Origin of the sequence: Pseudomonas sp. P42 (assembly GCF_017973755.1) — a bacterium.
Taxonomy (GTDB): domain Bacteria; phylum Pseudomonadota; class Gammaproteobacteria; order Pseudomonadales; family Pseudomonadaceae; genus Aquipseudomonas; species Aquipseudomonas iridis.
The window spans coordinates 745,661-763,502 of record NZ_JACOPU010000001.1; the positions used below are offsets into that span (position 1 = coordinate 745,661).

The 17,842-nt window shown below is 59.2% G+C and carries 16 protein-coding genes; 7 read left to right on the forward strand and 9 right to left on the reverse strand.

All coding sequences use genetic code 11. The features are described from left to right. Nucleotides 1–20: 20 nt before the first annotated feature. From H8B20_RS03520 to H8B20_RS03540, 5 genes are all read left to right on the forward strand, one after another. The gene (locus H8B20_RS03520; RefSeq protein ID WP_042558498.1) at nt 21–1,016 is read left to right on the forward strand and encodes a zinc transporter ZntB; all 996 of its coding nucleotides are present in this window, start codon (nt 21–23) and stop codon (nt 1,014–1,016) included. Between the two features lie 63 nt (nt 1,017–1,079). Beyond that, nucleotides 1,080–1,328 (forward strand): hypothetical protein, encoded by a 249-nt coding sequence (locus H8B20_RS03525; RefSeq protein ID WP_008076827.1) that lies wholly within the window; start codon nt 1,080–1,082, stop codon nt 1,326–1,328. A 2-nt stretch (nt 1,329–1,330) separates the two neighbouring features. Continuing rightward, the gene (locus H8B20_RS03530; protein ID WP_008048604.1) at nt 1,331–2,155 is read left to right on the forward strand and encodes a mechanosensitive ion channel family protein; all 825 of its coding nucleotides are present in this window, start codon (nt 1,331–1,333) and stop codon (nt 2,153–2,155) included. A 90-nt stretch (nt 2,156–2,245) separates the two neighbouring features. Beyond that, nucleotides 2,246–2,836 (forward strand): RNA polymerase sigma factor SigX, encoded by a 591-nt coding sequence (gene sigX / locus H8B20_RS03535; RefSeq protein WP_042558499.1) that lies wholly within the window; start codon nt 2,246–2,248, stop codon nt 2,834–2,836. A gap of 107 nt (nt 2,837–2,943) precedes the next feature. Beyond that, the gene (locus H8B20_RS03540) at nt 2,944–3,978 is read left to right on the forward strand and encodes an OmpA family protein (RefSeq protein ID WP_042558500.1); all 1,035 of its coding nucleotides are present in this window, start codon (nt 2,944–2,946) and stop codon (nt 3,976–3,978) included. 74 nt (nt 3,979–4,052) lie between these two features. Here H8B20_RS03540 and cobA read toward each other — a convergent pair whose 3' ends face one another. The 4 genes from cobA to nirB are packed head-to-tail and all read right to left on the reverse strand — an operon-like array spanning nt 4,053 to nt 10,316. After that, nucleotides 4,053–4,820, reverse strand: a complete 768-nt coding sequence (gene cobA / locus H8B20_RS03545; RefSeq protein WP_210622354.1) for a uroporphyrinogen-III C-methyltransferase — start codon at nt 4,818–4,820, stop codon at nt 4,053–4,055. 14 nt (nt 4,821–4,834) lie between these two features. Continuing rightward, nucleotides 4,835–7,549, reverse strand: coding sequence for a nitrate reductase (locus tag H8B20_RS03550; RefSeq protein WP_210622355.1), 2,715 nt, complete (start codon nt 7,547–7,549; stop codon nt 4,835–4,837). Then, nucleotides 7,549–7,866, reverse strand: coding sequence for a nitrite reductase small subunit NirD (nirD, locus tag H8B20_RS03555; protein WP_042558503.1), 318 nt, complete (start codon nt 7,864–7,866; stop codon nt 7,549–7,551). The genes H8B20_RS03550 and nirD overlap by 1 nt, the downstream gene beginning before the upstream one ends. Beyond that, entirely contained in the window at nt 7,863–10,316 is a 2,454-nt protein-coding gene (gene nirB / locus H8B20_RS03560; RefSeq protein ID WP_210622356.1) for a nitrite reductase large subunit NirB, read from the reverse strand. Before nirB ends, nirD begins: the two co-directional genes overlap by 4 nt. Nucleotides 10,317–10,508: 192 nt before the next feature. On the opposite strand from nirB, the gene H8B20_RS03565 reads away from it, so the two are divergent. Next, a complete protein-coding gene (locus H8B20_RS03565; protein WP_210622357.1) occupies nt 10,509–10,670 on the forward strand; it encodes a hypothetical protein in 162 nt (53 codons plus the stop codon). A 24-nt stretch (nt 10,671–10,694) separates the two neighbouring features. On the opposite strand, the gene H8B20_RS03570 is transcribed toward H8B20_RS03565, so the two are convergent. From H8B20_RS03570 to H8B20_RS03585, 4 genes are all read right to left on the reverse strand, one after another. Continuing rightward, nucleotides 10,695–12,368, reverse strand: a complete 1,674-nt coding sequence (locus H8B20_RS03570) for a bifunctional protein-serine/threonine kinase/phosphatase (RefSeq protein ID WP_210622358.1) — start codon at nt 12,366–12,368, stop codon at nt 10,695–10,697. 7 nt (nt 12,369–12,375) lie between these two features. Next, nucleotides 12,376–13,587 (reverse strand): nitrate/nitrite transporter, encoded by a 1,212-nt coding sequence (locus H8B20_RS03575; RefSeq protein WP_042558506.1) that lies wholly within the window; start codon nt 13,585–13,587, stop codon nt 12,376–12,378. Nucleotides 13,588–13,912: 325 nt separating this feature from the next. Continuing rightward, complete coding sequence (locus H8B20_RS03580) at nt 13,913–14,488, reverse strand: ANTAR domain-containing response regulator (protein WP_042558507.1); 576 nt, start codon at nt 14,486–14,488, stop codon at nt 13,913–13,915. Nucleotides 14,489–14,503: 15 nt separating this feature from the next. Beyond that, entirely contained in the window at nt 14,504–15,715 is a 1,212-nt protein-coding gene (locus H8B20_RS03585) for a CmpA/NrtA family ABC transporter substrate-binding protein (RefSeq protein ID WP_210622359.1), read from the reverse strand. 234 nt (nt 15,716–15,949) lie between these two features. Between H8B20_RS03585 and H8B20_RS03590 the strand changes: the two genes are divergently transcribed. Continuing rightward, nucleotides 15,950–16,972: a quinone-dependent dihydroorotate dehydrogenase gene (locus H8B20_RS03590; RefSeq protein ID WP_042558509.1), complete on the forward strand. Its 1,023-nt coding sequence runs from the start codon at nt 15,950–15,952 to the stop codon at nt 16,970–16,972. Nucleotides 16,973–17,245: 273 nt separating this feature from the next. Here the strand turns inward: H8B20_RS03590 and rmf are convergent, their stop codons facing one another. Then, on the reverse strand, nt 17,246–17,461 hold the full coding sequence (rmf, locus tag H8B20_RS03595) for a ribosome modulation factor (protein WP_003223300.1): 216 nt from the start codon (nt 17,459–17,461) through the stop codon (nt 17,246–17,248). Nucleotides 17,462–17,842 lie beyond the last annotated feature (381 nt).

Below are 17,842 nucleotides of genomic sequence, written 5' to 3' on the forward strand. Positions count from 1 at the left end.
CTTTTGACAAAGGGATGAGGATGTTCGAGGAAGAAAACGCGCAATGGGGGCTGGTGCATGCCCTGGTGCTGGACGGTAGAGGCGGTGCGCGTTCGATAGCCCGGACTGAGCTCGACGATTTGCAGCTACAGGCTCATGAAAGTCTGTGGCTGCACTGGGATCGCAGTCATCCGCAAACGCAGACCTGGCTGCGCAAATCCAGTGGCCTGAACGAATTCACCTGCGACTTGCTGCTGGAAGAGAACACTCGACCGCGCCTGTTGCCGTTGCCGGATTCCGAGTTGCTGCTGTTTTTGCGCGGCGTCAACCTCAATCCGGGTGCCGAACCGGAAGACATGGTCTCGGTGCGGATTTTCGCGTCTGCCCAGCGCGTTATTTCCCTGCGTTTGCGCCCGTTGCGCGCCACGGATGAACTGCTGACGATTCTGGCGGAGGGCAAAGGCCCGAAAACGTCCTCTGAGCTGATCCTTTATCTGGCGCAATTCCTCACTAATAAAGTGCAGGACCTGGTCACTTGCCTCTCGGAAATCGCCGATGAGGAAGAAGAAAAAATGGATGCCGACGAACGGTATACCCCAGAGCACGGATCGATTTTGCACATCCGCCGAAGGGCGGCCGGACTGAAGCGGTTTCTCGCTCCACAGCGGGATATTTTCGGCCAGATGACGCGGATAAAACTGCCGTGGTTTGTCGATGATGATGCCGATTACTGGAACGAGTTGAACAACAGCCTGACCCGCTATCTGGAAGAACTCGAATTGACCCGAGAGCGCGTGGGACTTGTCCTGGAGGCAGAAGACCGGCGTTTGAGCGTGCGCATGAATCGCACGATGTACCGCTTCGGGATCATCACCTGCATCTTTTTGCCGATGAGTTTTATCACGGGGCTGTTGGGTATAAATGTTGGCGGAATTCCGTTCGCGAGCAGCCCTTATGGTTTCCTGATCGCCTGCTTGACGGTGCTCGCCATGGCCTTCGGCCAATGGTGGTTATTCCGTCGTTTGCGCTGGGTTTGAACATGGCGCATGTGACCCGACCAAATTTGCCCGCGTCTTTCACAGACATCACGAGAGGTGCGTATGCACGATCCGTTTGAACAGTCTTTGCGCGACATGCTCAACGCCTCGCCGTCCAGCCGCGACGACGATGCGTGTCTGGGCCGCGTACTCAAAACCGCCAACCGCCAGGTCGGCGCCGGCGATCTGTTCAGCCTGCTGGGCCGCTGGCTGCCCGCGCTGATGATCGCCCTGAATAACGGATCGGCCCATGTCTCGCCGGTTTCCCGTCTTCGTAAACCTACCGCTCGCACTGCTGATAAGGCTGATTGAATATGGAACTTGATCTCTGGACTCAGAGCCTCGTCACTGCAATGACTGCGTTGTGGACCAAAGTCGCCAACTTCATACCGAACCTGTTCGGCGCACTGGTGGTGCTGCTGTTGGGTTTCGTCGTGGCCAAGCTGCTCGATACCTTGCTGTCCAAACTGCTCGCTAAATTGGGCCTCGATCGCCTGATGGGCGGCACCGGACTGACTAAATTGCTGTCGCGCGCCGGGCTTCAGGTTCCGATCTCGACACTGATCGGCAAGATCGTTTACTGGTTCGTTCTGCTTATTTTTCTGGTTTCTGCAGCAGAATCCCTTGGCCTTGAGAGAGTTTCAGCTACGCTCGATATGCTGGCGCTGTATTTGCCAAAAGTATTTGGCGCAGCCTTGGTGTTGTTGGTGGGTGTTTTGCTCGCGCAACTGGCCAATGGGCTGGTGCGTGGGGCGGCAGAAGGTGTGGGCCTGGACTACGCTTCGGGGCTGGGGCGAATCGCTCAGGGGCTGGTGATTATCATCAGCATCTCGGTCGCGATCAGTCAGCTTGAGGTCAAGACCGACCTGCTGAATCATGTGATTGTCATCGTATTAATTACCGTTGGTCTGGCGGTTGCGCTGGCCATGGGGTTGGGAAGCCGGGAAATTGCCGGTCAGATTCTTGCGGGAATCTATGTGCGTGAGTTGTACCAGGTTGGGCAACAAGTGCGTGTTGGCGAGGTCGAAGGCCAGATCGAAGAGATCGGCACGGTTAAAACCACATTGCTGACCGATGAGGGTGAGCTAGTCTCTCTTTCCAATCGGATCCTGCTGGAACAGCATGTGAGTAGCCGCTAATCCGGCAAACCCTGCTAATGTATGCCGCCGCGAAATGCCAGCTGAAGCTGGTTGCGGCGGACATTGACCTGACTGTCGGCACGACTTGTTTTGAATAAAGCCCAAACGCTATCTACGCGCTACGACCCCCGCGAGCTCTCTGATGAGGAGTTGGTCGCGCGCTCGCATACCGAGCTGTTTCACGTGACGCGCGCCTATGAAGAGCTGATGCGGCGTTACCAGCGAACATTATTTAACGTCTGCGCGAGATATCTTGGGAACGATCGCGATGCAGACGATGTCTGTCAGGAAGTGATGTTGAAGGTGTTGTATGGCTTGAAGAATTTCGAGGGGAAATCGAAGTTCAAAACCTGGCTGTACAGCATCACTTACAACGAATGCATCACGCAGTATCGGAAGGAACGGCGAAAGCGTCGCTTGATGGACGCATTGAGTCTTGACCCCCTCGAGGAAGCGTCCGAAGAAAAGGCGCCAAAACCCGAGGACAAGGGCGGGCTTGATCGCTGGCTGGTGTATGTGAACCCGATTGACCGCGAAATTCTGGTGCTACGATTTGTCGCAGAGCTGGAGTTTCAGGAAATCGCAGACATCATGCACATGGGTTTGAGTGCTACAAAAATGCGGTACAAACGCGCTCTAGATAAATTGCGTGAGAAATTTGCAGGCATTGCTGAAACTTAGTTCAGCGCAAATATCTCTTACGTGTAGGCAAGTTCTGATAGACTTGCCGCCGAGTTGTCCCCCGGTTTGCGGGACTGCTTCACAATCACCAGATGGGGATTTAACGGATGAAACTGAAAAACACCTTGGGCTTGGCCATTGGTTCTCTTATTGCTGCCACTTCGTTCGGCGCTCTGGCACAAGGCCAAGGCGCAGTTGAAATCGAAGGCTTCGCTAAGAAAGAACAATTCGACAGCGCTCGTAACTTCAAGAACAACGGCAACCTGTTCGGCGGCTCGATCGGTTACTTCCTGACCGACGATGTTGAACTGCGTCTGGGCTACGACGAAGTGCACAACGTACGTGCCGACGACGGCAAGAACGTAAAAGGCGCTAACACCGCTCTGGACGCTCTGTACCACTTCAACAACCCGGGCGACATGCTGCGTCCGTACGTTTCGGCCGGTTTCTCTGACCAGAGCATCGACCAGAACGGTTCGAACGGTCGTAACCGTTCCACCTTCGCCAACGTTGGCGGCGGTGCCAAGCTGTACTTCACTGACAACTTCTACGCCCGTGCTGGCGTTGAAGCTCAGTACAACATCGACCAAGGCGACACCGAGTGGGCTCCAAGCGTCGGTATCGGTGTGAACTTCGGTGGCGGCTCCAAGCCTGCTGCTGCTCCAGTTCCAGCACCAGCTGAAGTCTGCTCCGACAGCGACAACGATGGCGTTTGCGACAACGTTGACAAGTGCCCAGACACCCCAGCCAACGTAACTGTTGACGCTGACGGCTGCCCGGCAGTTGCTGAAGTTGTTCGTGTTGAGCTGGACGTTAAATTTGACTTCGACAAATCTGTTGTTAAAACCAACAGCTACGGCGATATCAAAAACCTGGCTGACTTCATGAAGCAGTACCCATCCACCACCACTACTGTTGAAGGTCACACTGACTCCGTCGGTCCTGACGCTTACAACCAGAAACTGTCCGAGCGTCGTGCAAACGCCGTTAAGCAAGTTCTGACCAACCAGTACGGTGTTGAATCGTCCCGCGTTCAGTCTGTTGGCTACGGCGAATCCCGCCCAGTTGCTGACAACAAAACTGAAGCTGGCCGCGCTGTAAACCGTCGCGTAGAAGCGCAGGTTGAAGCTCAAGCTAAGTAATTAGCTGCCGCTCCGAGAAAAGCCCGGCTTAGGCCGGGCTTTTCTTTGTCTGCGATTTGGTAAGGCGCCAGCGCTTACAAGGCGCAAGCACTTCCAATGTAGGAGCTGCCGCAGGCTGCGATCTCTTGATCTTGCGCAACAGCAGCAACAGCACCAATCACCAGGATGGCCGGACTTTTCAGCTCAAACGCAGAGGCATCCAGCTCCATCGCCATCAGATCACTGCGGCACTCGCGCTGATGTGGCAACGAGGCGTTTTCGATCATCGCTACCGGCGTATCCTTCGCCATTCCCCCCGCCAACAATTGCTCACGAATCTCGCCAAGCTTGGCCACACCCATGTAGATCACCAGCGTCGTCCCGCCTTGCGCCAGTGCCTGCCAATTCAATTGGCTGTCATCCTGCGTATGCGCAGTCACCAGCGTCACGCCGCGCGCGACACCGCGCAGGGTCAGGGGGATATCGCATTGCGTCGCACCGGCCAGCCCGGCAGTGATGCCGTTGACCAACTCGACCTCGACGCCACGCTCGCGTAACCATTGAGCCTCTTCACCGCCACGACCGAAGATGCACGGATCGCCGCCCTTGAGCCGCACCACGCATTTGCCGTGACGGGCGTAGCGCAGCATCAGACGATGGATGAAGGCCTGCGGCGTCGAGCGGCAGCCACCGCGCTTGCCCACCGCAATGATTCGCGCGGCGGGGCAGTGTTCCAGCACGGCGTCGTTGACCAGGTCATCAATCATCACCACATCGGCTTCACGCAAGGCGCGCACGGCTTTGAGGGTCAACAGTTCCGGATCACCAGGGCCAGCGCCCACCAACCAGACTTTCGCATTCATGGTGTCTTCCCTCATCAAATGACGGCAACCGGCTGCACGTTGGCGGCCAGCAAGCGCTTTATTTCCGGGATGCACGAGCCGCATTGCGTGCCGCATCCCAGTTGATTTTTCAAACCCTGCAGGTCAAGTCCTTGGCCAATACCGGCGCAGACTGCGCTGAGGCTGACGTTGTTGCAGTTGCACAAGGTTTTATCGCGACTGACCTGCGCCCCGGCGTTGCCCGGCGGCGCGCTCATTGGCGCCAGCAGCCAGCGTCGCAGTTGTTCATCCGCGCGACCTTCCAGCCACAAACCTTGCAGCCAGTGTTGCGCGAGGGTTTCGCCAGCCAGGCGAATGGCGGTAATCCGGCCGTTTTCAATGCGTACACGCTTGCCGATGGCCCGGCGCGGGTCGTCATAGGCCAGTACGGGGCCATTGATCAGCGACAGACATTCGTCGATCTCGCCAAGCAACTGCGGGTCCGGTGCTGCGCCGCTGGCAGCGCGTATCAGCAATGCCGGGCGTTCACGTCCGACGAGGCTCAGACTCACGTAGGAAAACGCCTCGCACAGTGGTCGTAGCGTCTGGATGTGCCGTTGAACATCACCTTCGATCAGTGCGAAGAGTTGCCAAGGCAGATTGACCGACTCCAAACGCACACCGCTGTGCTTGAGTTCAGGCTGCTTGGACAAAGGGTCGAAGGCCGGCAGCGTCACGCTGTTCACGCCACCCTTGAGAAAACGATCGCCCCAGTGCATCGGCAGAAAAGCCTGGCCCGGACGCACGCTGTCATCGCTGCCAACCGCAACGATCACGGCGCCGCGACGACTTTTAAGATTGACCAGATCGCCCGGCTGCAAACGGTGCCGGCGCAGTTCGTCCGGGTGCAGGCTCAATACCGCTTCGCTGACATGCCCGAACAGTTGCGCCGCCGTGCCGGTGCGGCTCATGCCGTGCCATTGATCGCGCAGGCGGCCGGTGATCAGCGTCAGCGGGAAGCGCGCATCACGCTGCTCCTTGGCGGCGCGGTAAGGCTCGGCAATGAACTGCGCGCGGCCATTAGCGGTAGGAAAAATCCCGTCGCTGTACAACCGCGCTGTTCCTTGCCGGGCGCCAGCGGGGAAGGGCCATTGCTGCGGCCCGATCTGGTCGAGCAGTGCATGACTGATACCGCAGAGATCCAGATCACGCCCGCGGGTAAGCAACTTGAATTCATCGAATAGCTGCGAAGGTTGATCGAAGGCAAACAGGCTCGGGTGCTGCGGGCGCAGACGTTTCTCCAGACGCTGTGCGAAATCCACCGTAATTGCCCAGTCTGGCCGCGCTTCACCCGGTGCGAGAATGGCTTTGCGTACGTGGGAAATGCGCCGCTCGGAATTGGTGACCGTGCCTTCCTTTTCGCCCCAACTGGCGGCGGGCAGTAACAGGTCGGCGAATGCAGCTGTTTCGGTGGTGCGGAAGGCTTCCTGCAATACCACGAACGGACACACCTGCAGTGCCGCGCGCACCGAGTGTTGATCCGGCATCGATTGCGCGGGGTTGGTGCAGGCTATCCACAACGCCTTTATCTTGCCGCTACGCACCTGTTCGAACAGTTCGATAGCACTGAGCCCGGTGCTTTCCGGTAACCGATCAACGCCCCAGTAAGCCGCGACTTCAGCACGGTGCTCGGGGTTGGCGGCATCACGATGGCCGGGCAGCAGATTGGACAGACTTCCGGTTTCCCGCCCGCCCATGGCATTTGGCTGACCGGTGAGAGAGAAAGGTCCTGCCCCCGGACGACCGATTTGTCCGGTAGCCAGGTGCAGGTTAATCAGTGCGCTGTTTTTTGCGCTGCCGGCGGTGGACTGGTTCAAGCCCATGCACCACAGCGACAGAAAACTCGGCGCAGTGCCCACCCATTCAGCGCATTGCTGCAGTTGCTCGACACTGATCCCGCACAGCTGCGACACCATCTGTGGCGTGTAATCACGTACCAGGCTTTTCAGCTCGGCCAGACCTTCGGTGTGGGCGTTGATGAAGTCGCGGTCGATCCATTCTTCCCACAACAGCAGGTGCAAAATCCCATGGAACAAAGCGACATCGGTGCCAGGCAGAATCGCCAGATGCAGATCGGCCAGCTCGCAGGTGTCGGTGCGCCGTGGGTCGATGACGATGACTTTCATCTGCGGACGGCGCGATTTAGCCTCTTCGAGCCGACGAAAAAGTACCGGATGGGCGTAGGCCATGTTACTGCCGACGATCATCACGCAATCACTGAGCTCCAGATCTTCATAGCTGCATGGCGGTGCATCGGCGCCGAGACTGCGTTTGTAGCCGACCACGGCCGAAGACATGCACAGGCGTGAATTGCTGTCGATGTTGTTGGTGCCGACCAGCGCCCGCGCCAGTTTGTTGAAGGCGTAATAGTCCTCGGTCAGCAGCTGTCCGGAAATGTAGAACGCGACGCTGTCCGGGCCGTGCTCGGCGATGGTCTGGGCGAACACATTGGCAGCATGGTCCAGCGCCGTGTCCCAATCGGCGCGGCTGCGCGCCAGACCTTTGCCCAGGCGCAGTTCTGGGTATAACGCTCGGGCTGCGAGGTCGCCGGTCAGGTGCAGGGTCGAGCCTTTGCTACAGAGTTTGCCGAGGTTGGCCGGATGCGTCGGATCGCCACTGACGCCGAGGATGCGCTCGCCGTCATGCTCGATCAGTACGCCGCAGCCGACCCCGCAATAACAGCAGGTCGAGGCGGTCGTCTGGCGGTTCATCAGATAGCGTCCCGCAGGGCCAATTGCACCCGGCCATTTTCAACCCGCGCCGCGTGATGGTGGGCGCATCCGATATCAGGCGCCTGGGCTTCACCGGATTGCAGGTCGATCTGCCAGTTGTGCAGCGGGCAGGCCACGCGTTTGCCGTAAATCAAACCTTGTGACAGCGGGCCGCCCTTGTGCGGGCAGCGGTCGTCGAGGGCGAATACTTCGTCGTCACTTGTACGAAAAATCGCGATGTCACCTTTGGGACCGGCAATGATCCGCGAACCGAGGGTATTGATCTCTTCCAGGGCACAGATATCGAGCCAGTTCATGCCGGCACCTCCAGGTTTTTCACAGGGATCACGTCAAATTCTTTCTTCAATTGCGGCTGCGCCAGTCGCTCTTTCCACGGATCCTGCTCAAACGACAGGGAGAATTGCAGGCGCTCGTTCAACGCTTTGCGACGCTCGGGGTCTTCAAGCACGGCTTTCTTGATGTGCTCCATGCCGACCCGTTGCAGGTAGTGCACGGTGCGCTCGAGGTAAAAGGCTTCTTCGCGATAGAGCTGCAGGAACGCGCCGTTGTATTCGCGAACTTCTTCGGCGGTTTTCAGCTTGACGAAGAATTCGGCGACTTCAGTTTTGATCCCGCCGTTGCCACCGATGTACATCTCCCATCCGGAATCGACGCCGATAATTCCTACGTCTTTGATCCCCGCTTCCGAGCAGTTGCGTGGGCAACCGGAGACAGCCAGTTTGACTTTGTGCGGCGACCACATATTGAACAGGTCATGTTCAAGCTCGATGCCCAGTTGCGTCGAATTCTGCGTGCCGAAGCGGCAGAACTCGCTGCCGACACAGGTTTTCACCGTGCGAATCGATTTGCCGTAGGCGTGGCCGGAGGGCATGTCGAGATCCTTCCAGACGCCGGGCAAATCCTGTTTCTTGATGCCCAGCAGGTCGATGCGTTGACCGCCGGTGACCTTGACCATCGGCACGTTGTACTTGTCGGCGACGTCGGCAATTCGGCGCAATTCCGAAGGGTTGGTCACACCGCCCCACATTCGTGGCACCACCGAGTAGGTGCCATCCTTCTGGATATTGGCGTGGGCGCGCTCGTTGATCAGGCGCGATTGCGGATCGTCCCTGGCCTCGCCCGGCCAGGTGGAAATCAGGTAGTAGTTGAGCGCCGGGCGGCATGTCGCGCAGCCGTTTGGCGTGCGCCAGTTGAGGTAGCTCATGGTGCCGGCGATGGTCAGTAGATGTTGCTCGCGGATCGCCTGGCGGATCTGGCCGTGATTGAGGTCGCTGCAACCGCAGATGGCCTTTTCGCTTTTCGGTTTGACGTCTGCTGCACCGCCGACGGTGTTGATCAGGATCTGCTCGACCAGCCCCGCGCAGGAGCCACAGGAACTGGCCGCTTTGGTGTGTTTCTTCACGTCATCGACGCTGAACAGGCCGTGTTCCTGAATGGCTTTGACGATGGTGCCCTTGCACACACCGTTGCAGCCGCAGACTTCGGCGGTGTCGGCCATGACCATTGCTTTGTCCTGGCCCTGATGTCCTACGTCGCCGAGGGCGTTTTCGCCAAACATCAGGTGATCGCGGATCTCGCCGATTACGTGATTCTCACGAATCTGTCGGAAATACCAACCGCCATCTGCCGTATCGCCGTACAGACAGGCGCCAACCAAAACGTCATCCTTGATCACCAGTTTTTTGTACACCCCGCCGATCGGATCAGAAAGGGTGATGGTTTCGGTGCCTTCGCCGCCCATGAAGTCGCCGGCGGAAAACAGGTCGATGCCGGTGACTTTCAATTTGGTCGATGTAACCGAGCCCTGATAGCGGGCGAAACCCAATTGCGCGAGGTGGTTGGCGCAGACCTTGGCCTGTTCGAACAACGGTGCGACCAGCCCATAAGCGATGCCGCGATGGCTGGCGCATTCGCCGATGGCATAGATGCGCGGGTCATAGGTTTGCAGGGTGTCGTTGACCAGAATGCCGCGATTGCACGGAATGCCGGCCTTTTCCGCGAGTTCGGTGTTGGGGCGTATGCCAGCGGCCATGACCACCATATCGGCAGGGATGATGTCGCCGTTCTTGAATTGCACCGAGCCGACCCGACCGTTTCCGGCATCGTGTAGGGCCTGGGTTTGTTCGCACAGACGGAAATGCAGGCCACGGGATTCCAGAGCGCTTTGCAGCAGTTGGCCGCTGGTCTTGTCCAGTTGCCGCTCCAGCAACCACTCACCGAGATGCACGACGGTGACGTGCATGCCGCGCAGCATCAGGCCGTTGGCAGCTTCGAGGCCGAGCAGGCCACCGCCGATCACGACGGCGTGTTTGTGGGTTTTGGCGGTGTCGATCATTGCCTGGGTGTCGGCAATGTCGCGGTAGCCGATCACGCCGTGCAAGGTATTGCCGGGAATTGGCAGAATGAACGGCGTCGAGCCGGTGGCGATCAGCAGTCTGTCGTACTCGGCTTCAGTGCCGTCCTCGGCAATCACCCGGCGCTTGATCCGGTCGATTTCCACCACTTTGCGATTGAGCAGCAGCTTGATGTTGTTTTCCAGGTACCAGTCGAGGTCGTTGAGCACGATCTCTTCGAAGGTTTGCTCACCGGCCAGCACCGGCGACAACAGGATGCGGTTGTAATTGGTATGCGGCTCGGCGCCGAAGACCGTGATGTCGTACAGCTCGTTGCTCAGCTTGAGCAGTTCTTCGAGGGTGCGGACTCCGGCCATGCCGTTGCCGATCATCACCAGTTTGAGTTTTTTCATCAGGTTCTCCGGGGAGCTGCGGCTGGCCTCTTGTGGGCTTCAGGCCTTGCTCGAGAAATTTTGCGCAAACAAAAAAAGGCGTCCCGCTAGTTGCCTAGCGAGGACGCCTTTGTCCTGGTCCCGTTCTCTCGGGGAGCACAACCCTCGTCGTTGAGGGTTGGGCTTTATGTGTGTGTTGAAAGGATTAATGCAGTGGTTGTGCCAAGTATTCCCAATCCGGTGATTACGGTACTTTTCTGGCAGGAATGGAATTTTTCTGCACTGTCTGGAGGCGTGTTGCGCGATTTTGAGGCGCAACGTCAAAAGATCGCAGCCTTCGGCATCTCCTACAGGGGAATCGTGCACATCCTTTAGGCGCTGCCGAAGGCTGCGATCTTTTCAAGGCTGATGAAACAACAAAACCAGTAGCACCAGATTCCCCAGCAATGCCACCAGCGCCATCGTCCGCCAAACCTTTACCGGCTCGCGCTCCAGTAGTGGTCTGAGGCGCACGCTCAAGCTGCGCCGCTCACCCTGTTCCAAAACCAGCAACCATTCTTCTGCCGTTTCAAAACGCTGTTGCGGATCGGCAGCAACGCCGCGCTCCAGGCTCTGCGCCAGCCACTCCGGCAGATCGGGGCGGTAGCGACTGGCACTGACCGGCAAGCCAAATCGCGGCCGTTGAAAGGCTTCGATCTCGCCATAGGGAAAATGCCCTGTGAGCAGAAAATACAGGGTCACGCCCAGCGCATACAGATCCTGTTGTGCGCCGGGCGGGTCACCGCGAAAGGCTTCCGGGGCGATATAGCTTGGGGTTCCCGGCAATGTCGAAACAGCGTCTTCGGACAGGCCAGGACAGTAGGCCAGACCAAAATCCAGCAGGCGCAACTCACCATCGTCACCCAGCAGCAGGTTCTCCGGTTTGATATCCCGGTGCAGAATCTGCCGCCGATGCAGCAAGCCCACCGCACGCAGCAGTCGCTCAGCCAGTTCATGCCACTTTGCCAATGGTAACGGCCCGCTTCGCTGGAAAAGCTGCGCCAGGGTCGTCCCCGAATATTCCCGCATCACGTAGTACAAATGCTGACGCTGAAGGCACGCATGGACTTCAGGAAAATGCCGACCGGCCACGCGCTTCAAAAACCACTCCTCCGAAAGAAGCGCTTGCCCGGTCTGTGGATCATCTGCAAGTCGTGCGGGCAGGGTTTTCAGCAACCATGGCTGACCTTGGTCGTCGTGCACGCGATAGAGCAGTGATTGCTGACTCTGGCTGACAACCTCTTGCACCTGCCAGCCTTCGAAAGACTGACCGGATTTCAGCGGCGGGGGCAGCGGCCACTGCTGAAGATGCATCAGCGCATCGCCGATGTTCGCTTCACCGACGGCATCTACCCGCACCAGCAAGGCGCTGGCGTTGTCCTGACTGCCGGCCAGATGCGCGGCGTTCACCAGAGTGTTTGCCGCGCTTTGCAGATCCGGCTGGTCGCGCAGGGTCGTTGCAATGGCGGTATCGCCCAACGTCGACCACACGCCGTCGCTGAGCAGCACGAAACACTCACCCGTGCGCAATTCGCCGTCGAGAAAATCCAGCACCAGATGCTGATCAAGCCCTAACGCACGCTTGAGCACATGCTGCATGCCCGGCTGCTCCCAGACATGATCGTTGGATATCCGCTGCAAGCTGTCGGCATGCCAACGATAGACCCGGCAATCGCCTACGTGGGCCAGGGTAAAGCGCCTGCCGCGCATGACCAAAGCGCTGACAGTGGTGAGCAACGGTTGCCCACCGCCATTGGCCTGCAACCAGCGATTTTGCGCCAGCAGCAAGCGATCCAGTGCCTGGGCCACGCTCCAGGTTTCCGGGGTGGCGTAGTAGTCGAGGGCCAGCGCCTGCAAGGTAGAGCGCGCCGCCAGTCCGCCATCGGCGCACTGGCTGACACCGTCAGCGATGGCGAACAGGTAACCCTTGCTAGCCGCCAGCGCCGGGGCGGGCGTGACCAGACGCAGGGCGTCCTGATTCTCCGCGCGCGGGCCGGTGGCGCTGGCTTCGGCGAAACTCAGTTGCAGGGCCATTCAGTCCTCAGACTCGAGCCGCAGTCACGGCAGCCGAACCCCAAGTGGTTCTCCAGCGCCGCTTGACGCCGTGCAGGCCGAACCACGCCAACACGCCAAGGCTGGCGAACAACCACAGGGCCAGTTGATAGCTGCCGGTGCTCTGTTTGATCGCGCCCATGCCTGCCGCCAGCGCGAAACCGCCGATGCCGCCAGCCATGCCGATCAGCCCGGTCATCACGCCGATCTCAAGACGAAAGCGCTGCGGCACCAGTTGGAAAACTGCCCCGTTGCCTGCCCCCAAACCGAGCATGGTGCAGACGAAAAGTGCCAGCGCCGCGTAGGAACTCGGCAGATTGAAGCCGACCGCTGCGATGCAGATAGCCGCCACGGTGTACATCGCCAGCAAGGTGCGAATGCCGCCGAAGCGATCCGCCAGTGCGCCCCCCAATGGCCGCATCAGGCTGCCACCGAATACGCAGGCAGCGGTGTAGTAACCGGCGGTGACCGGGCTCAAGCCGTATTGATCGTTGAAGTAGCCGGGCAGGGCGCTGGCCAGGCCGATAAAGCCGCCGAAGGTGACGCTGTAGAAAAACATGAACCACCAACTGTCGCGGTCACCGAGGGCTTTGAAGTAGTCGGCCATGGACTTGGCTTTCGGACGTTGCGGGGCATTTTTTGCCATCCAGGCGAACAGCACCAGCGTGAGGATCAATGGAATCACTGCGAAGCCGAAGACGTTGCTCCAGCCGAAGGATGCGGCCAGTACCGGCGCGAGCAGTGCAGCGAACACGGTGCCCGAGTTGCCCGCGCCGGCAATGCCCATGGCTTTGCCCTGGTGCTCAGGCGGGTACCACTGCGACGCCAGCGGCAGCGCCACGGCGAACGACGCGCCGGCCATGCCGAGGAACAGACCGAGGATCAGCGCCTGTTCGTAACTGTGAATGCCGAGTTTCCAGGCGCCGAACAGCGCGCAGATGACAATGACCTGGCCGATCAGCCCGGCGGTTTTCGGTGACAGCCGATCCGCCAGCATGCCCATCGCGAAGCGCAGCACGGCGCCGGCAAGGATTGGCGTGGCGACCACGAGCCCGCGCTGCTGCGTGGTCAGGTGCAGGTCGGCCGCGATCTGCACCGCCAGCGGGCCGAGCAGGTACCAGACCATGAAACTCAGGTCGAAGTAGAGGAAGGCCGCGAACAGGGTCGGGGTATGGCCGGATTTCCAGAAGCTTTTATTCATCGCGCACCTCAGCTGTAAAGAGTCTCGAGAAGGAGTCATGAGTCAGCAAAGTGGGGCGCCGCCACGGCCGCACCACCGGCCCCGGGCTGTGGGGCCAAAAACGCAAAAACGCCGCTACCTGATTCGCCGGGTGGGGCGAGCGGGTCAGCGACGTCTTTGTCGTAGGTGGGGCAACCGCCGTTGGTTACCTGTGTGGAATGTGTAGCGAGATTTGTGCCAAGGCTTAAAGATCGCTGCCTCGTTGCACTCGAAAGCTCCTACAGGGGGAGCATCGAACTCCTGTAGGCGCTGCCGAAGGCTGCGATCTTTTGATCTTGCTGGTTATTCAGCCGAGCAATTCACTCATCGCAATAATCTGCTCCGCCACCTGAATCAGCTTCTGCTGGCGGCTCATGGCCTGGCGCCGCATCAGGGTGTAGGCCTCTTCCTCATTGCAGTCCTTCATCTTCATCAACAAGCCTTTGGCCAGTTCGATGCGTTTGCGCTCAGCCAGCTGCTGGTCGCGGGCGTGCAACTGCGCACGCAACGCCTGATCACTCTCGAACCGCGCCATGGCCACATCGAGAATCGGCTGCAAACGTTGTGCGTGAATGCCTTCAACGATGTAGGCACTGACCCCGGACTTTATCGCCTGACGCATCACGCCGGGGTCATGCTCGTCGGTAAACATCACGATGGGGCGTGGCTGATCGCGGCTGACCAGCACCACTTGCTCCATTACATCGCGGCTCGGTGACTCGGTATCGATCAGGATGACGTCCGGGCGCACCGTTTCGACGCGTGCGGGCAGGTCGATAGTCAGACCAGACTCGTCAATCACCTCAAAACCGGCCTCGGTCAGCGCCGCTTTCAGGCGTCCGACTTTTTTCGCTGTGTCGTTGATCAGCAGAATGCGCAGCATGTTGGCGGTCTCCTGTCAGCGGCGGGCGAGAAGGGGAGCATCGTCGCTCAGGGTGTGCAGCTTGAAACTGCGCGCGTAACCGGCCGGATCACTGCCATCCCAGATTTTGCCGTCGAGCAACTGACTGCTGCGCATGTCCGTGCCCCGCGCGGTGACGCCAACAGCAGTCGCCGCGTCGCGATAGAGGCCCAATTGCTGAACCTGACGCGCCACGGCGAGGTAATCCGGGTCTTCTCGCAGCAAGCCCCAGCGGCGGAACTGGGTCATGAACCACATGCCGTCGGAGAGATACGGCAGATTGACTTCGCCGTTGCCGTGAAAGCGCAAGGCGTGAGGATCCTGCCAGCGATGACCGAGGCCGTCGGTGTACTCACCGAGAAAGCGCGGTTCGATGCACGAAACCGGCGTATCGAGATAATCCGGGGCGCTCAGCAGTTGTGCGGTGCTGCGGCGATTCTCCTGGCTTTCTTCGATAAATCGGCTGGCTTCGAGGATGGCCATCACCAGCGCGCGCGCGGTGTTCGGGTATTGCTCGACGAAAGCGCGGGTGCAGCCGAGGACTTTTTCCGGGTGATCGGGCCAGATCGTCTGGCTGGTGGCCAGCGTAAAGCCGAGATCCTGCTGTACCGCGCTGGCGGCCCACGGTTCGCCGACGCAAAAGCCGTCGATTCGTCCCGCTTGCAGGTGCGCAACCATTTGCGGCGGCGGCACGACCACGCTGTCGACATCCTGTAACGGATGAATGCCTTGGCTCGCCAGCCAGTAATAAAGCCACATCGCGTGCGTGCCGGTCGGGAAGGTCTGGGCAAAGGTCAATTTTGCGCGGGATTGGTGCACGTGGCGATCCAGCGCTTCAGGACTGTTCACACCGAGGGCTTGCAGACCGTGGGAGAGGTTGAGGCTCTGACCGTTTTGGTTGAGGCCCATCAACACGGCCATATCGGTAGATGCGATGCCGCCGATGCCCAGATGCACGGCGTAGATCAAACCGTACAGGCTGTGGGCGGCATCGAGTTCGCCGCTGACCAGTTTGTCGCGCAGGTTGGCCCATGAAGTCTGACGCTTGAGGTTCAGGGTCAGGCCATAAGGCTGAGCGAAACCCTGAGTGGCGGCCACCACCACCGAGGCGCAATCGCTCAGGGCCATGAAACCAAGGTTGATCGCAGTCTTTTCCGGAGCATCGCTGCCGTTGACCCAGGCCAGCGGCCCGACGGAGGGTTCATTCATCGCATGCACCTGCAAAAGCCGCCTTCAAAAAAAACGCCGCCATCGATTTTGCGCAGGCAAAACCCCATGACGACGCCATTGTCCTTGCCTGTACGCCGCCATTGGCGTGCGGGCTGATGGCAAGCAGGGTGCAAGGCATATGCCAGTCGCGTCGATTTGCGCGTGCGCCTCGCGCGGGGGGCGATGCCCGGCTATAATCGCCGCCTCTTTTCGCCGCCCGAGTCATCGCCGCCCATGTACACCCTGGCCCGTCAGCTGTTGTTCAAACTTTCCCCGGAAACCTCCCACGATCTGTCGCTGGATCTGATCGGCGCGGGTGGACGTTTGGGCCTCAACGGTCTGCTGTGTAAGGCGCCAGCGAAGTTGCCGGTGACGGTCATGGGCCTGGAGTTCCCCAACCCGGTGGGTCTGGCGGCGGGTCTGGACAAGAACGGCGCGGCCATCGACGGCTTCGCGCAGTTGGGTTTCGGTTTTGTCGAAATCGGCACCGTGACCCCGCGTCCGCAGCCGGGCAACCCGAAACCACGGATTTTCCGCCTGCCGGAAGCCGAGGCGATCATCAATCGGATGGGCTTCAACAATCTGGGTGTGGATAACCTGCTGACGCGGGTCGCAGCGGCCAAATACAAGGGCGTGCTGGGCATCAACATCGGCAAGAATTTCGATACCCCGGTTGAACGCGCGGTTGACGATTACCTGATCTGCCTGGACAAGGTCTACGCCCACGCCAGTTACATCACCGTCAACGTCAGCTCGCCGAACACCCCGGGCCTGCGCAGCTTGCAGTTCGGCGATTCGCTCAAGCAGTTGCTGGCGGACCTGGCCACGCGCCGCGCCGAACTGGCCCTGCGCCATGGCAAGCATGTGCCGCTGGCGATCAAGATTGCCCCGGACATGACCGACGAAGAAACCGCGCAGGTCGCGCAAGCGCTGATCGAAACCGGGATGGACGCGGTCATTGCCACCAACACCACGCTGAGCCGGGTTGGCGTTGAAGGCATGGTGCATGGTGACGAGGCGGGCGGCCTGTCCGGTGCGCCGGTGCGAGACAAGAGCACCCACACCGTGAAAGTACTGGCGGCTGAGCTGGGTGGGCGCTTGCCGATCATCGCAGCGGGCGGCATCACTGAAGGCAAGCATGCTGCTGAGAAGATCACTGCGGGTGCCAGTCTGGTGCAGATTTACTCGGGCTTCATCTATAAGGGCCCGGCGCTGATTCGTGAATCGGTGGATGCGATCGCCGCATTGCGCAAATAACCCAGGCTGTCCCGGTCAATGTAGGAGCTGCCGAAGGCTGCGATCTTTTGATCTTGATGTTGATTTTAAAAAAACAGGATCAAAAGATCGCAGCCTGCGGCAGCTCCTACAGGGGTGTTCGGCAGATTCGAAAGGCGGGCGTCAGTCAAATCGACCGGGCATAAAAAAGGGCTCCTCGAAGGAGCCCTTGGGCCGTAGCCCGCCGTCCGGGAGGGACGTGCGTGGTTAATGCGTTGCAAATTCAGATTGTCGTGTCGGAATAAATGCCCTGTGTCAGCCGACGGCGTGAAGTTCGTTGAGTCTGTGGATTCCCGCAGTGCCGGTCATACCGTCCCAGTTGTCGCCGCGTCCTTCTCGCCAGCCGTTAATCCAGGCTTGACGTACCGACGGTAGAGTAAATGGGCAAAGCTCACGGGATTTGCCACCAACGCCATATTGATATCCGCGCAAAAATGCTCTTTCCAACGGATCACGCTTAAGTCTTCTCATAGGGTGTTTCCCTCACTTGTTGACTGTATGTGTCGCGTTGACCTCAACCGAGGTCTGGCAGAAAAACTCTGCCGGGGGCGGCTCGCTGCCGGCGTGGCGAGCCAAGGTGTTGACGCCGTTGCGACGTCAACCTGTGCTCAGTTCTAACCAATGAGTCACACCGATGGAATGACCGATTTGTCATAAGAACGTAACGAATAGGATGCTATGGCAATAAGTAACTGCGTATTTGTTCAATGTTTATTGAGCAAACCCCGGTATGATCGGCACCGCGCTGCATGATGGGCTTAATCCTTTAGTGAGAATGACCCACGGTTGCACTGGGGTACTATTCGACGAAGGGTTGTTTTGAGTCATTTTGTTGCTTCAACTTTTTTCTCT